The following is a 13,198-nucleotide window of genomic DNA, read 5'->3' as shown; positions in this document are numbered from 1 at the left end:
CTGCGAACGACCCAGCGGGGCTGCTGGCGCCTGGGGAGGGAAAGTGAGGACCGGCGGTGACGTCGTCGTCGAGACGCTCGAAGCACTCGGCGCCCACACCGTGTTCGGCATCCCCGGCCAGCACGCCCTCGGGCTCTTCGACGCGCTTCGCCGCTCCGACCTGCGGTACGTCGGCTCACGGACCGAGGTCAACGCCGCCTTCGCCGCCGACGGGCACGCGCGGATCACCGGTTCGGTGACGCCGTTGCTGGTGTCGACCGGGCCCGGCGCGTTGCAGACCCTGGCCGGGCTGCAGGAGTCCGCGGCCGCGTCGGCACCGGTGCTGGGGATCTCGTCGCAGATCCCCTCCGCCGGGCTGGGCGGGGTGCGGGGCGGGTACCTGCACGAGCTCACCGATCAGCTGGCGTCGTTCCGGGACGTGGTGAAGCACGCGCGGGTCGTGCGGCACGTGTCGCAGATCCCGTCGGCGCTGGCCGAGGCGTGGGAGATCGCGCTGACCGCGCCGTTCGGGCCGGTGTGGGTGGAGATTCCGCAGGACGTGCTGCTCGGGCCGGCCACGGTGCCGCCGGTGACGTCGGTTTCCTGGTCCGCGCGGGAGTTGTACCCGCGGCCGGAGCTCGTCGCGGAGGCCGTCCGGTTGCTGGACGGGGCTTCCCGGCCGGTGATTCTCGCCGGTGGCGGTGCGGTCAGGGCGTCGGACGAGTTGCTGGAGCTGGCCGAGAAGCTGCGGGCACCGGTCGTCACGACGTTCGGCGGCAAGGGCAGCTTCCCTTGGGAGCACCCGCTTTCCGCGCGGTCGTGGCTGGAGGACTGGCACACCACCGAGTTCCTCGCCTCCGCCGACGTGCTGCTCGTCGTGGGCTCCGGGCTGGGTGAGCTGTCCAGCAACTACCGCACGTTCCGCCCGGCGGGGAAGGTCGTCCAGATCGAGGCCGACCTGGGCAAGCTGGAGTCGAACTACCCGGCGCTCGGCATCCACGCCGATGCCCGGCACGCGTTGCGCGCCTTGACTTCCGGCGTGACCGCGCGCGCTGCGGACGGCGCCTCGGAGTCGCTGGTCAGCCGGCTGCTGGGGCTGGTGCGGGCGCGGCTGGCGGCGCAGGACCTGGAGCTGGAGCAGCAGGTGCTGTCGGCGCTGCGGTCGGCGGTCCCGGACGGCACACCCACCTGCTGGGACATGACGATCCTCGCCTACTGGGCCTGGTCGGCGTGGGATCCGCGCGGTGGCGCGCAGTTCTCCGCCCAGGGTGCCGGTGGTCTGGGTTACGGGTTCCCTGCCGCGCTGGGTGTCGCGGCGGCCGTCGACGGGCCCGTGCTGGCGGTGTCCGGTGACGGCGGCGCGATGTACGGGATCTCGGAGCTGGCCGTTGCCGCCCAGCACGGTTCGCGGGTGGTGTGGCTGATCGTCGACGACGGGGGCTACGGCATCCTGCGCGAGTACATGACCGACGTGTTCGGCCAGGCCACCGCCACCGAGCTGGCCAGGCCCGACTTCGTGGCGCTCGCCGGCGCGTTCGGGGTGCCCGCCACCCGCAGCACGCCCGAGTCGCTGCGCGAAGATCTCGCCAAGGCGTTCGCCGGGGACGGTCCGCACGTGGTGGTACTGCCCGCGGTGTTGCGCATGTTCGCCCCCACGCACCTGGAGCACACGTGATCGTCGCGAACTTCATCAACGGCACGGCTGTTTCCGCCGACGAGACCTCACCGCTGGTCGATCCCGCCGCCGGCGAGGAGTTCGGCCGCGCCGTCGTCTCCCGTGCCGCCGAGGTCGACGCCGCCGTCCAGGCCGCGGCCGATGCCTTTCCCACCTGGTCGCGCACCACGCCCGGCGAACGCCAGCTGGCGTTGCTGAAGCTCGCCGACCTCCTCGAAGCCAACGCCGAAGCGGTGGCCGACGCGGAGATCCGGGCGACCGGCAAGATCCGCGCGGTCGTGCTGGGCGAGGAGATCCCGCAGTGCGTGGACCAGATCCGGTTCTTCGCCGGTGCCGCCCGTGCGCTGGGCACCGCCGCCGCGGGTGAGTACGTCTCCGGCGCCACCTCGTACCAGCGTCGCGAGCCGGTGGGTGTGATCGCGCAGATCACGCCGTGGAACTACCCGCTGATGATGGCCGTGTGGAAGATCGCCCCGGCACTGGCGGCGGGCAACACCGTCGTGGTCAAGCCCGCCGACACCACGCCGTCGTCCACCGTGCTGCTCGCGTCTCTCGCCGCTCGGGTGCTGCCCGCCGGTGTGTTCAACGTGGTGCTGGGTGACCGCGACACCGGTCGGTTGCTGGTCGAGCATCCCGTCCCGGCGATGGTCTCGCTGACGGGCTCCACCCGCGCCGGCGTCGAGGTGGCCCGCAGCGCCGCCGCGACCGTGAAGCGCACGCACCTCGAACTCGGTGGCAACGCGCCGGTTCTGGTGTTCGACGACGTGGACGTCGCTTCCGCCGCCGAGGGCATCGTGGGCGCCGCCTTCTACAACGCGGGCCAGGACTGCACGGCTGCCACGCGCGTGCTGGTGCATTCGGCGGTGCACGACGAGTTCGTCGCGGCGCTGGTGAAGGCCGCGTCAGCGCAGGTTCCCGGCACCGACTTCGGCCCGCTGAACAGCGCGGCGCAGCTGGACCGCGTGCTCACGATGCTCGGCAGGTCGTCCGCCAAGGTCCACTGTGGAGGGAAGCGGTACGGTTCGACCGGTTTCTTCCTGGAGCCCACCGTGATCTCCGGGCTCGCGCAGGAGGACGAGCTGGTGCAGGAGGAACCGTTCGCACCGGTGATCACGGTGCAGTCGTTCGGCTCCGACGACGAGGCGGTCGAGCTGGCCAACGGTGTGCCGCAAGGTCTCGCTTCGTCGATCTGGACCCGCGACACGAGCCGGGCCGCGGCGCTGACGACGCGGCTCGACTTCGGCATCGTGTGGGTCAACACCCACGGCCTCGTGGCGTCCGAGATGCCGCACGGCGGGTTCGGCGCCTCGGGCTACGGCAAGGACCTCTCGATGCACGGGCTGGAGGACTACACACGCGTGAAGCACGTGATGATCGCTCACTAGGCCAGTCACAACCCGCCGACTTGACCTCCAGTTAAGTCGAGCTCATAGCGTCAACGGCATGTTCGCGATTCGGCAGTACGAGTTCGGCCCGGCGGAGAACCTGCTCTTCGAGGAGGTGCCCGATCCGGAGCCCGCCGCGGGCCAGGTCCGCGTCACGGTGGCCGCGGCCGGCGTCCACCTCGTCGACACGACCATCCGCAAGGGCGGGTTCGGCCCGGTCGAGTTCCCCATGACACCGGGCCGCGAAGTGGCCGGCGTCGTCACGGCCCTCGGCGACGGCGTCTCCCCCGAGTGGCTGGGCCGCCGCGTCACCGCACACCTCGGCCAGGCCAACGGCGGCTACGCGGAACTCGCCGTCGCGAAGGTCGAGTCGCTGCACGCCCTTCCGGACGAGGTGTCGTTCGAGGCCGCGGTGGCGATGATCGGCACCGGCCGCACGGTGGTCGCGGTGCTCGACGCGGCGAAGCTCACCAAGGACGACGTGGTGCTGGTGACCTCGGCGGCAGGCGGCATGGGAGCGCTGTTCGTGCAGGAGGCGCGCAACATCGGAGCGCAGGTCGTGGGTCTGGCCAGCGGCGAGAAGCTCGATCACGTGATGGACAACGGCGCGGACGCCGCCATCGACTACACCCGGCCGGGGTGGGCGGACGGGATCAAGGACATGACCGTGGTGCTCGACGGCGCCGGCGGCGAGGTGGGCGCGACGGCACTGAAGACGCTGGGGCCCGGCGGCCGGCAGATCATCTACGGCTGGGCGTCCGGGAGCATGACGCCGATCAGCACGGAAGCGTTGTTCGCCAACAGCCTCACGGCCACGGTCGCGCTCGGGCCCGGTCTGATGCGGCGTGGGTTGCGAGCGCTGGAGGACGAGTCGATGGCCGGGCTCGCGAGCGGGCGGTTCGTGCCGCTGGTCAACCCCGCGTTCGCGTTGAAGGACGCGGCGAAGGCGCACGAAGCGCTGGAATCTCGTGCCACGGTGGGGAAAGTGGTGCTCAAGCCGTGACGCCGGGATAGCGCGCGGCGAGGTCGGCCAGGTCGTCGACCAGCGGCAGCAAGTAGTCGCGGTACTCCGCGTTGCCCTCGCTGTCCGCCAGTGCCGCCGCACGAAGGTCCGTGACGATCACTGCGCGATGGCCACGGGGTCGCGGTAGTTGTTGCCGTCGATCACGGCCATCTGCCAGCCGCCCCAGTCGGCCGCTTCCTTCAGCGCGGCGGCGTCCGCCTCGTCGCTCACCCGCTCGGCCAGCACGCCGAGCACCCAGCCGAGGGTGCTGCGCTGGAGGGAGCGCGACTCGTCACCGATGTAGATCGTTGCCGGCGTCGGAGGAGGATGGAGGGGCCGCCCACCGGACGGCCCCTCCTTTTTCACCCCTCGGTCATGCCTGTACGGGCACCTCGACGAACTTCTTGCCCGCGAAGTTCTCGACCACCACGGACTTGACGTCGTTCGGTGCCACGAGGGCGGAGCCGTCCAGGTTCGTGCCCTCGGCGGCGCCCTTCTTGGACACCACCCAGGAACCGGCCTCCTGGCGGCTGCCGTCCTTCGCCACGACGAAGATCCGGCACTTCTCGCCCTCGGGAATACCGTTGATCGACATGTTCGTGCGCACCCAGCCCGCGGCGGGGACGACCTTGACGGTCATCGACGCCTTGGTCACCGGGTCGGTGAAGGTGGCGAGCCTGGTACCGGTCGGATCCGGAGCCACCGACGGCGTGGGAAGGGCCGTGGTCGCATCGGGCGACGTGGCCTTGCCGACGAAGACACCGGCGCCGAGCACCAGAGCGGCGACGACTGCCGCCGCGGCACCGAGAGCGAACTGACGACGCCGTGCGACGCCGCCTCGTTCCGCGCGCACCTGACGAAGGGTGCGCTGCAACAACAGATCGCCGCCTTCCGGCGGTCCGTCGAGCATGGCCTCCGGCGGCACCTCGCCGAGGTAGGCCTTCATCGAACGGAGTTCATCGAGCTCACGCGTGCAGTCCGGGCAGGATGCCAGGTGCTCGTCCATGGCGCGCACCTCCTGCTCGTCCAGTGCTCCGAGAACATAGGCACCGAGCAGCTGCGGGTCGTGCTGCGTGGTCATCCGGCCACCCCCTTCAGTGCGACCTGTTGACCGACGAACGTCTCCCTCAGGGCTCGCAACGCGTAATACGATCTTGATTTCACAGTGCCCGGTGGTACTCCGAGCGCTTCCGCCGCCTCCGTCACGCTGCGGCCGCGGAAGTAGATCTCCATCAGCACATCGCGGTGGTCGGAGGACAACCGGTCAAGCGCCTCCAGCACCACCACCGAGTCGACCACCTGATCGGCGTGGTCACGTTCGATCGGTGGCGTCGCCGGAGACTCCGCCACCTCCTGCGGGCGCGCCGCCTTGGCCCGCACCCTGTCGGTGACGATGTTGCGCGCCACGGTCAGCAACCAGCCGCGCACCGATCCCTTGCCGTTCACGAGGGCGTCGGGATGGCGCCAGGCTCGGACGAGGGTCTCCTGGACCACGTCCTCGGCAGCCGCCCGATCGCCGGTCAACCGCGTCGCGTACGCCAGCAGCGCCCGACCGTGCTCCTCGTAGAGCGACCGGATCAGTGCCTCGTCGGCCGCGGTCTCCCGTTTGCGGGAGAACAAAGCCGCCATCCACCCACTCCTCCCCGCCCGCGAACACCTCTTGCGGGCGTTCTGTTCAAGACCTCAGCCGACACACGAGCGAAAGCGGGCTTCGGTTCAAACAGGTTTCGACGAAAAAGATGGAGCGGATGCTAGCGGCTGCGGTTGAGGTGCCCGACGAGTTCACTCATCTGCGCCTCCGGCATCACGTTGATGGCCATGGCGTGGTCGGTCGCCGGGTCGCGCAGCTCCTCGGGGAAGCTGTCGATCGCGAACGGGCGGCCCGCGGGAACGTCGTACCCGACGGTGACGCGCAGGTGCGGGATCGGGAACGTCTTGGGCGGGCAGACTCCGCTTTCCAGCGGGAACACCACGTGCGAGCGGTGGGAGGCGCTGTCGGTGTTGTTGCCGTCCCAGCAGCTGCCGAAGTCGAAGGTGCGCAGCGTCGTCGCGCTCCCGCACAACGGGTACCGCGTCGTGTACCGGCCGGGCTGGTCCGAGCACCCCCACCTGGCGCGGGTGTTCGGGCCGTAGTCGCTGGTGAACGCCGACGGATCACCGGTGATCATGCGCAGGAACCGGGGCATCGGCAGCACGTCGCTCACCGGGCTGCCCTCGTACCGGATCTCCACGCTCCTGGGCTTCAGCACCTCGCCGGCGTTGCCGTGCACCCCGCCGCCCTCGGCGTGCACGTCGTGGCCCGTGCCGTCGGTCAGGCGCAGCACCGGCCAGTAGTAGGTGGAGAGGTCGCCCTTCTCGCACGTGCTGGTCGCGGCCGCGAGAGAGTCGTTCGTCGACATCGCGTTGGCCGACCTGTTGCCCACGTACTCGTGCGTGTGGTGTGCGCCGAACGGGATTCCAGGTGACACAACGGGGTTGTCCGCGTTGAGGTGCCGTTCCTCGTTCGTGCCGCAGCGGATGACCACGCTGGGCGCCTTCGGCTCGTCCAGCACCTGGTCGAGCTCGCTCACGTACTGGTCAGCGGCGCGTTCGCCGCTGGACGTGCCGCACAGCAGGACCGCCGAGAGCCCGATGACGAGAACCGAGACCACCGCGACTGCGACGGTCATCGGTTTGTTCGGGGCCACACCCACAGCTTGCCAAGCGGATCACGGAGATGACAGGGCACTGTCTCACTTCGGCGGTCAGCGAATTTCCGGTCGGTAGCGTCGCCGGTGGCACGGTGAGCGTGTGGCCCGGACCTCGGCCGGGCCACATCACTAGTTCGCGGTCACCAGCGGCTCGTGGTGGTGGTTCACCACGCTGACCCCGGCGACGTCGCCCGCCCGCACCATCGCGGACCCGGCCAGCGTCACCTCGCCGGCGTGCGCCCGCCAGGAGCCCGCGGTGAAGGTGCGCCCGTCCTTCGTGTGCACGACCAGCCAGCAGGCTTCCCCGTCCTGCACGCCGTCGACGGTGGCGACCAGTCTCAGGCCGCCCTCGGTGTCGGTGACCTTCACGGCCAGGTGCGCGCCGGCCGGCGAGGTCCCCTGCAGGACGCCGTCCGTACCACCGACGCCGAGCCCCTGGCCCAGCCAGACGCCGCCGGCCAGCACGCCGGCGACCACGAAGGTCGAGGTCAGGGCCGTGATGCGCCCTCGGCGTCGCACGGCCAAGTGTCTCTCCTCGCGAACCGTGCCCAGCGTGCGCTGCAGCAGGTGGTCCGCGTTGCGCGGAGGACCGTCCAGTGCGGCCTCCGGTGGCAGTTCTTCCATCAGCATGTCGATCTCGTTCAACTCGTTGGTGTCCAGGACGTTCGGTGCCATGCGCTGGCGGACGCGGCAATGGACACGTTTTACGCGGAACGACTCACTCATTTCTCCTTCTCCAGTCCCGCGCAGTTGCGGTGACCGACACCTTCAAAACGAGCGTTCGAGGAACTTGGTTCAACGCAGATACACAGACGTTGCCCAGCCCACAGGAGTCGCTTGACCTGGGCCTCTGGCAGCTCCTAGGGTCTCGTATATGATGTATGACCGAGCGGAAGCGCCTCCGGCGTCGCGCACGGACTTCGTTCTGGAATCGATCAAAGAAGCGATTCTCAACGGAAAGCTGAAGCCCGGTCAGGCGCTCGTGGAAACAGATCTCGCGGCCACGCTCAACGTCTCCAAGACGCCGGTGCGCGAGGCGCTCAAGACGCTCGCGGGATCAGGACTCGTCGTGATGAGTCCGTACAAAGGCGCCGCGGTCCGCACCGTCGACGCCGAGATGGCCGCTTCCGTCTACGACGTGCGGATGCTGCTGGAACCCGAGGCGCTGCGCCGCGCGGTCCTGCTGGCCGCCTCGTTCGACGAGGCGGCTTCGGCGCTGGAGGACGTCCCCGACCTGGCCCGGCGCTCGCTCGCCAACCGCCGCTTCCACCGCGCCCTGTACGCCGGGTGCGGCAACCCGTTGATGATCGAGATCCTGGACGGCCTGCGCGACCAGGCGGCGCTGATCACCGTCGCCGGCTGGGGCATCTGCCCGACCTGGGACGACGAGGCTGCCGAGCACCGCGCGATCCTGGCCGCCGCCGTGCGGGGCGAGGGTGACCTCGCCTGCGAACTCCTCCGCCGCCACATCCAGACCTTCGCCGACCGAGTAGTTGAGGAGCTTCCCGATGGCGTTCGATGACCTCTCCGAGCGGCTCGCGTCAGTCGTGGCGATCACCGTCACGCCGTTCGACGCTGACGGCGCGATCGACGAGAAGAACTACGCCGCGATCGTGGACCGGATGGTGGAGGGCGGCGTCTCGGTCGTCACGCCGAACGGCAACACCAGCGAGTTCTACACGTTGTCCGCTGCGGAGACCGAGCGCGCGCTTTCCATCACCGTGGACGCGGTCGGGGACCGTGCCGCGATCGTCGCCGGTGTCGGGCACGACGTGGGGACCGCCGTCGCGGCTGCCCGGTTCGCTGATCGGGCGGGCGCGAACGGGATCATGATCCACCAGCCGGTGCACCCGTACGTCTCGCTGGACGGCTGGGTCGACTACCACCGGGAGATCGCGTCTTCTGTGCCCGAGCTGAGCGTGGTCCTGTACGTGCGGAACCCTCGGATCGGGGGCGCTAAGATGGCCGCCCTGGCCGACGCGTGCCCGAACGTCGTCGGCGTGAAGTACGCGGTGCCGGACCCGGTTCGCTTCGCCTCGGTGGCCCGCGACGCCGGGCTGGACCGGCTGACGTGGATCGCCGGGCTGGCCGAACTGTCGGCGCCCGGCTACTTCGCGGTGGGGGCGACCGGGTTCACGTCCGGGCTCGCGAACGTGGCGCCGCAGCTGTCGGTGCAGATGTTCCGTTGCCTGCGGGCCGGCGAGTTCGGTGCCGCGATGGAGCTCTGGGAGTTCATCAGGAAGTTCGAGGAGCTGCGGGCGCTCAACGAGTCCGCGAACAACGTGTCCGTGGTGAAGGAAGCGCTGGCACAGCTGGGGTTGTGCCGCCGGGACGTGCGACCGCCTGCTTCCGTGCTGGCGGAGGCCGACCGGTCTGCCGTCGGTGTGCTGCTCAACTCGTGGAGCCTGCTGTGAGGCTGCGCAGCGCGGAGTGGTTCGAGGGCGAGGGGTTGCGGGCGTTCTCGCACAACGCCCGCATGCGCCAGCTGGGCATGAACCCGTCCGAGCACCTCGGCAAGCCGGTCATCGCCATCCTGAACACGTGGAGCGGCATCAACCCGTGCCACATGCACTTGCGCGAGCGGGCCGAACAGGTCGAGCGCGGAGTGTGGGAGGCGGGCGGATATCCGCTGGAATTCCCGGTTTCCACGCTGTCGGAGACGTACCAGAAGCCGACGCCCATGATGTACCGCAACATGCTGTCGATGGAGACGGAGGAGATTCTCCGCTCCTACCCGGTCGACGGCGCGGTGCTGATGGGCGGCTGCGACAAGACCACACCGGCGTTGCTGATGGGTGCGGCTTCCGCCGGCCTGCCCGCGGTCTTCGTGCCGGCCGGGCCGATGCTGCGCGGCAACTGGCGTGGCGAGAAGCTCGCGTCCGGCACCGACATGTGGCGGTTCTGGGACGAGAAGCGCGCGGGGACGATCTCCTCCGGCGACTGGGCGGAGATCCAGTCGGGGCTGGCCCGCTCCCCCGGCACGTGCATGACGATGGGCACGGCCTCGACGATGACCGCCGCCGCGGAGGCGCTCGGGCTCACCCTGCCCGGCGCGTCGTCGATTCCGGCGGTCGACTCGGCGCACTACCGGATGGCGGCGGCGTCGGGCATGCGGATCGTCGAGATGGTGCGCGAGGGACTGACGATCAGCGACGTGCTGTCCGCGGAGGCGTACGAGGACGCCATCCGCACCGTGCTGGCGCTGGGCGGCTCGACGAACTCGTGCATCCACCTGATCGCGATGGCCGGGCGGTCGCAGATCTCGTTGTCGCTGGACGACTTCGACAGATTGTCACGTGAAGTGCCCGTGCTGGCATCGGTTCAGCCCGCCGGGTCTCATCTGATGGAGGACTTCTACTACGCGGGCGGACTGCGCGGGTTGTTGTCGCGGTTGCGGGATTCGTTGCACCTCAAGCGGATCACGGTGACAGGGCGGACGTTCGGAGAGGACCTCGAAGGCGCCGAGGTCTACGACTCCGCGGTGATCCGGCCGCTGGACGACCCGATCTCGGCCGAGGCCGGACTGGCGGTGCTGCGCGGCAACCTGGCGCCGGACGGTGCGGTGATCAAGTACGTGGCGGCTGATCCCTCGTTGTGGAAGCACACCGGACCCGCCGTGGTTTTCCGCGGGTACAAGGACTTGCAGGCGCGGATCAACGATCCTTCGCTCGACGTGACGAGGGACTCGGTGATCGTGCTCGCGGGTGGAGGACCCAAGGGCGGGCCCGGCATGCCGGAATACGGGATGCTGCCGATCCCGGACAAGCTGCTACGCGAGGGAGTCCGGGACATGGTGCGCGTGTCGGACGCGCGGATGAGCGGAACTTCTTACGGCGCTTGCGTTCTGCACGTCGCACCGGAGGCGCACGTTGGCGGTCCGTTGGCGTTGGTGCAGGACGGCGACCTCGTGACGCTGGACGTCGAGGCGCGCGTGTTGCGCGTGGAGATCTCCGACGAGGAGATGGCACGGCGGAAGGCCGCGTGGACGGCGCCGCCGCCGAAGTTCGAACGCGGGTACGGCGCTTTGTACTACGAGCACATCACTCAGGCGAACGAGGGTTGTGACTTCGAGTTCCTGTCACGGCCGGGAGTGAACCCCGAACCCGACGCCCACTAGTGCCTCCTGCTGCCAGTCGGCCGTCCCGAGCAGCTGACCGCGCAGGTAGGCCGTGGTGAGCCGCTGCACGGCCGCGACCCGCTCCGGGCTTTCGTCCGTGGTCTCGGCGACGTCGTACCCGGAGACGCCGCCGAGGCCGTGATCTCCGCCTTCGAGGATCAGCAGGTCCTTCGGGGCGGGCGCGAGGTGGAACGGGTCCGTGTGCCACTCCGGCCCGTTGACCGTGAGGTGCTCCGAGGCGTCCTTGTCACCGGCGACCACGAGGGCCGGGGTGGTCATGTCGCTGAAGTCCGAGGTCACCATGAAGGAGTAGTTCTCCCGCACGAACTCGGTGAGCCCGTCGCCGCGCCCGGTGGCGCCGAGCAGCACGCCCGCCCTGATCCGGTCGTCCTTGAGGCTGACCCCCTCGGTTTTCATGCCCAGCAACAGACTCGCGGTGTGGCCGCCCATCGAGTGGCCCGCGACCGCGACCTTCGTGCGGTCGAGCCGGCCCTGCAGCTGGGGCACGGCCTTCTCGATCTCGTCGAGCCGGTCGAGGAGGTGCGACATGTCCTGGGCGCGTTCCTTCCAGAACATCGGCGCGCCAGGCGTGTCGGCGGGGAGGTTCAGGGTCCTGCTGCTCAGGTGCGTGGGCTGGAGGACGACGAAGCCCTCTTCCGCCCAGTGGTTCGCGAGCGGCGCGTAGCCGTTCAGCGAGGAAAGGTGGTTCGAGTAGCCCTGGCCGTGGGACAGCAGGATGATCGGCAACCCGCTGCCCTCGGTCGGCGCGGAGACCTTCAACTGCAGGTCAACAGGCCTTCCGGGGATTTCGAGCACGACAGGGCTCACCGTGAAGACGGTCATGACGTTCCCTTCGAGTAAGCTCACCACTTAAGTGGAGCGACGTTCCGGAACGATACGGAGCACTGTTCCGCTTTGTCAACGTCCGGGAAGGGAGGCGCTGTGCCACCACGCAAGCGAGCCGACGCCGTGCGCAACGAGCAGACGCTGCTCGCGGCCGCGGCCGAGGTGTTCGTGAGGTCCGGCGTCGACGCGCCGATCCGGGAGATCGCGGCCGAGGCGGGCGTCGGGATGGGGACGATCTACCGCCACTTCCCCACCCGCGCGGACCTCGTCGTCGCGGTGTACTGGCATCAGGTCGAGGCGTGCGCCGAGGCCGGACCGTCGCTGCTGTCCACTTCGGACTCGCCGTTCGCGGCGCTGCGGGCGTGGGTCGACCTGTTCGTGGACTTCCTGGTGACCAAGCACGGGCTGGCTCACGCGCTGCAGTCGGACAGCAGCGGGTTCGAGTCGTTGCACGCGTACTTCATCGACCGGCTGGGGCCGGTGTGCGGTGAGCTGCTCTCGGCGGCGGCTTCGGCGAGCGAGATCCGGGCCGATGTGCAGCCGTACGAGCTGATGCGCGGGATCGGCAACCTGTGCATCGGACGGGACGACGATCCGCGCTACGACCCGCGCCGGTTGATCGGACTGCTCCTCGACGGACTCAGAAGATCTTGACGAGGCGGTCGATGCCGTCGGGATCCCGCACCACGAGTTCCTTGCCCTCACGCATCTCCGCTTCGAGGAACTCGTAGAGCTGCACGGCCCGGTTCACGATGTCGACCTTCTTCATGCCGGTCCGCGCCTGGAGCTTGCCCAGCGCGGCAGCCGAGTCGGCGATCAACGCGACGTTGACGCGCTCGACGACGGCCGGCTTGTCCTGCTGAGTCTCCTTGGCAGCTCCCATGCACCCATCCTCGCAGATCAACACATCCCTAGCCACTTTTTGACACAAAAAATGTGGCGAATCGGTTGCCATGCCGCGTGTGACCGGCGCTATGCTTGCGGCGGACCGTGCGCAAGCCGCGTGCGGCGGGCCGGAAAAATGGGGGTCGTCCGGCCTGCCGACGTGATTGCGCGACGTGGCGTTTGGCTTGTGAGCGCCACCGAGGTCCCCCGGTCGCCGCGCTCATGGCGGGTGCAGGTTGGTGCCGGGTGGTGAGGAGAACATCTGCGATGACAGGTGTTACAACTCCGGACCTGGGCGAGCCGGAGCCGAACGAGGAGCCTGGCGACACGGCGCAGCTGCGCATCGAGTTCGATGACAAGGCCGTGGACGTGAGAGGACCGTCGAGCCGGTTGCACGAGTTGACCGACTCGATGTCGCTGACCGTTGCCACCGTTGGTGGTGCGGCCGGTCCCACGCTGGCGTTGGGAGCACTTCCCGAGGGAACACCGGCGTGGGTGACGGGAGCCGTGGCCGACGCGCAGCTGGTGTTTCTGGCGTACGTGGTCACCACGATCTTCGTGCGCCGCAGCCGGCGGACGCGGTCCGCCTGATCCTGAGGGGCGCTCCGCACGGGGTGC

Annotated in this window: 16 protein-coding genes; 8 read left to right on the top strand and 8 right to left on the bottom strand. The window is 69.4% G+C overall.

Translation table 11 applies throughout. The features are described 5' to 3' along the window. The first annotated feature begins 43 nt into the window (after nucleotides 1-43). The 3 genes from ABFX45_RS23965 to ABFX45_RS23955 are packed head-to-tail and all read left to right on the top strand — an operon-like array spanning nucleotide 44 to nucleotide 4,042. Nucleotides 44-1,654 (top strand): thiamine pyrophosphate-binding protein, encoded by a 1,611-nt coding sequence (locus tag ABFX45_RS23965; RefSeq protein ID WP_346132012.1) that lies wholly within the window; start codon nucleotides 44-46, stop codon nucleotides 1,652-1,654. After that, nucleotides 1,651-3,039 (top strand): aminobutyraldehyde dehydrogenase, encoded by a 1,389-nt coding sequence (locus tag ABFX45_RS23960; protein ID WP_346132010.1) that lies wholly within the window; start codon nucleotides 1,651-1,653, stop codon nucleotides 3,037-3,039. The genes ABFX45_RS23965 and ABFX45_RS23960 overlap by 4 nt, the downstream gene beginning before the upstream one ends. Nucleotides 3,040-3,097: 58 nt before the next feature. Further along, nucleotides 3,098-4,042: a zinc-binding dehydrogenase gene (locus tag ABFX45_RS23955; RefSeq protein ID WP_346132008.1), complete on the top strand. Its 945-nt coding sequence runs from the start codon at nucleotides 3,098-3,100 to the stop codon at nucleotides 4,040-4,042. Here ABFX45_RS23955 and ABFX45_RS23950 read toward each other — a convergent pair. From ABFX45_RS23950 to ABFX45_RS23925, 6 genes are all read right to left on the bottom strand, one after another. Then, on the bottom strand, nucleotides 4,032-4,163 hold the full coding sequence (locus ABFX45_RS23950) for a hypothetical protein (protein WP_346132006.1): 132 nt from the start codon (nucleotides 4,161-4,163) through the stop codon (nucleotides 4,032-4,034). The two genes, ABFX45_RS23955 and ABFX45_RS23950, sit on opposite strands and share 11 nt — an antisense overlap. After that, complete coding sequence (locus ABFX45_RS23945; RefSeq protein WP_346132005.1) at nucleotides 4,160-4,408, bottom strand: hypothetical protein; 249 nt, start codon at nucleotides 4,406-4,408, stop codon at nucleotides 4,160-4,162. The genes ABFX45_RS23950 and ABFX45_RS23945 overlap by 4 nt, the downstream gene beginning before the upstream one ends. Nucleotides 4,409-4,415: 7 nt before the next feature. Further along, on the bottom strand, nucleotides 4,416-5,123 hold the full coding sequence (locus ABFX45_RS23940; protein ID WP_346132003.1) for an anti-sigma factor family protein: 708 nt from the start codon (nucleotides 5,121-5,123) through the stop codon (nucleotides 4,416-4,418). Then, nucleotides 5,120-5,671 carry a sigma-70 family RNA polymerase sigma factor gene (locus tag ABFX45_RS23935; RefSeq protein ID WP_109637237.1) on the bottom strand — a complete coding sequence of 184 codons (552 nt, stop codon included), beginning with the start codon at nucleotides 5,669-5,671 and terminating at the stop codon, nucleotides 5,120-5,122. The genes ABFX45_RS23940 and ABFX45_RS23935 overlap by 4 nt, the downstream gene beginning before the upstream one ends. Nucleotides 5,672-5,793: 122 nt before the next feature. After that, complete coding sequence (locus tag ABFX45_RS23930) at nucleotides 5,794-6,729, bottom strand: DUF1996 domain-containing protein (protein ID WP_233439584.1); 936 nt, start codon at nucleotides 6,727-6,729, stop codon at nucleotides 5,794-5,796. A 132-nt stretch (nucleotides 6,730-6,861) separates the two neighbouring features. After that, a complete protein-coding gene (locus ABFX45_RS23925) occupies nucleotides 6,862-7,458 on the bottom strand; it encodes a hypothetical protein (protein ID WP_346132000.1) in 597 nt (198 codons plus the stop codon). Between the two features lie 148 nt (nucleotides 7,459-7,606). Between ABFX45_RS23925 and ABFX45_RS23920 the strand changes: the two genes are divergently transcribed. Genes ABFX45_RS23920 through araD form a run of 3 tightly spaced genes read left to right on the top strand, consistent with a single transcriptional unit; the run spans nucleotide 7,607 to nucleotide 10,849 of the window. Next, the gene (locus ABFX45_RS23920; protein ID WP_233439583.1) at nucleotides 7,607-8,254 is read left to right on the top strand and encodes a GntR family transcriptional regulator; all 648 of its coding nucleotides are present in this window, start codon (nucleotides 7,607-7,609) and stop codon (nucleotides 8,252-8,254) included. Beyond that, nucleotides 8,241-9,146, top strand: coding sequence for a dihydrodipicolinate synthase family protein (locus ABFX45_RS23915; protein ID WP_346131997.1), 906 nt, complete (start codon nucleotides 8,241-8,243; stop codon nucleotides 9,144-9,146). Before ABFX45_RS23920 ends, ABFX45_RS23915 begins: the two co-directional genes overlap by 14 nt. Continuing rightward, complete coding sequence (araD, locus tag ABFX45_RS23910; protein WP_346131995.1) at nucleotides 9,143-10,849, top strand: L-arabinonate dehydratase; 1,707 nt, start codon at nucleotides 9,143-9,145, stop codon at nucleotides 10,847-10,849. The genes ABFX45_RS23915 and araD overlap by 4 nt, the downstream gene beginning before the upstream one ends. Here the strand turns inward: araD and ABFX45_RS23905 are convergent. Then, nucleotides 10,811-11,692 (bottom strand): alpha/beta hydrolase family protein, encoded by an 882-nt coding sequence (locus tag ABFX45_RS23905; RefSeq protein ID WP_346131993.1) that lies wholly within the window; start codon nucleotides 11,690-11,692, stop codon nucleotides 10,811-10,813. The genes araD and ABFX45_RS23905 overlap by 39 nt on opposite strands. 99 nt (nucleotides 11,693-11,791) lie before the next feature. Between ABFX45_RS23905 and ABFX45_RS23900 the strand changes: the two genes are divergently transcribed. Continuing rightward, nucleotides 11,792-12,349 (top strand): TetR/AcrR family transcriptional regulator, encoded by a 558-nt coding sequence (locus tag ABFX45_RS23900; protein WP_346131991.1) that lies wholly within the window; start codon nucleotides 11,792-11,794, stop codon nucleotides 12,347-12,349. On the opposite strand, the gene ABFX45_RS23895 is transcribed toward ABFX45_RS23900, so the two are convergent. Then, complete coding sequence (locus ABFX45_RS23895; protein ID WP_109637231.1) at nucleotides 12,336-12,578, bottom strand: ribbon-helix-helix domain-containing protein; 243 nt, start codon at nucleotides 12,576-12,578, stop codon at nucleotides 12,336-12,338. The genes ABFX45_RS23900 and ABFX45_RS23895 overlap by 14 nt on opposite strands. 269 nt (nucleotides 12,579-12,847) lie before the next feature. Here ABFX45_RS23895 and ABFX45_RS23890 point away from each other — a divergent pair, with 269 nt between their 5' ends. Continuing rightward, complete coding sequence (locus tag ABFX45_RS23890; RefSeq protein ID WP_346131988.1) at nucleotides 12,848-13,171, top strand: hypothetical protein; 324 nt, start codon at nucleotides 12,848-12,850, stop codon at nucleotides 13,169-13,171. Nucleotides 13,172-13,198: the final 27 nt, after the last annotated feature.

The sequence above is a fragment of the Lentzea roselyniae genome, from assembly GCF_039537795.1.
In the GTDB taxonomy this organism is placed as follows: domain Bacteria; phylum Actinomycetota; class Actinomycetes; order Mycobacteriales; family Pseudonocardiaceae; genus Lentzea; species Lentzea atacamensis.
Note: the sequence above shows the minus strand (reverse complement) of the source record. Positions and strands in the feature narration are given on the sequence as shown.

Excerpts from the sequence above, each read along its gene's own strand:
- ABFX45_RS23955 (WP_346132008.1), top strand. The coding sequence starts at position 3,098 with ATGTTCGCGATTCGGCAGTACGAGTTCGGCCCGGCGGAGAACCTGCTC.
- ABFX45_RS23940 (WP_346132003.1), bottom strand. The coding sequence starts at position 5,123 with ATGACCACGCAGCACGACCCGCAGCTGCTCGGTGCCTATGTTCTCGGA.
- ABFX45_RS23935 (WP_109637237.1), bottom strand. The coding sequence starts at position 5,671 with ATGGCGGCTTTGTTCTCCCGCAAACGGGAGACCGCGGCCGACGAGGCA.
- ABFX45_RS23925 (WP_346132000.1), bottom strand. The coding sequence starts at position 7,458 with ATGAGTGAGTCGTTCCGCGTAAAACGTGTCCATTGCCGCGTCCGCCAG.
- ABFX45_RS23920 (WP_233439583.1), top strand. The coding sequence starts at position 7,607 with ATGATGTATGACCGAGCGGAAGCGCCTCCGGCGTCGCGCACGGACTTC.
- ABFX45_RS23915 (WP_346131997.1), top strand. The coding sequence starts at position 8,241 with ATGGCGTTCGATGACCTCTCCGAGCGGCTCGCGTCAGTCGTGGCGATC.
- ABFX45_RS23905 (WP_346131993.1), bottom strand. The coding sequence starts at position 11,692 with ATGACCGTCTTCACGGTGAGCCCTGTCGTGCTCGAAATCCCCGGAAGG.
- ABFX45_RS23895 (WP_109637231.1), bottom strand. The coding sequence starts at position 12,578 with ATGGGAGCTGCCAAGGAGACTCAGCAGGACAAGCCGGCCGTCGTCGAG.
- ABFX45_RS23890 (WP_346131988.1), top strand. The coding sequence starts at position 12,848 with ATGACAGGTGTTACAACTCCGGACCTGGGCGAGCCGGAGCCGAACGAG.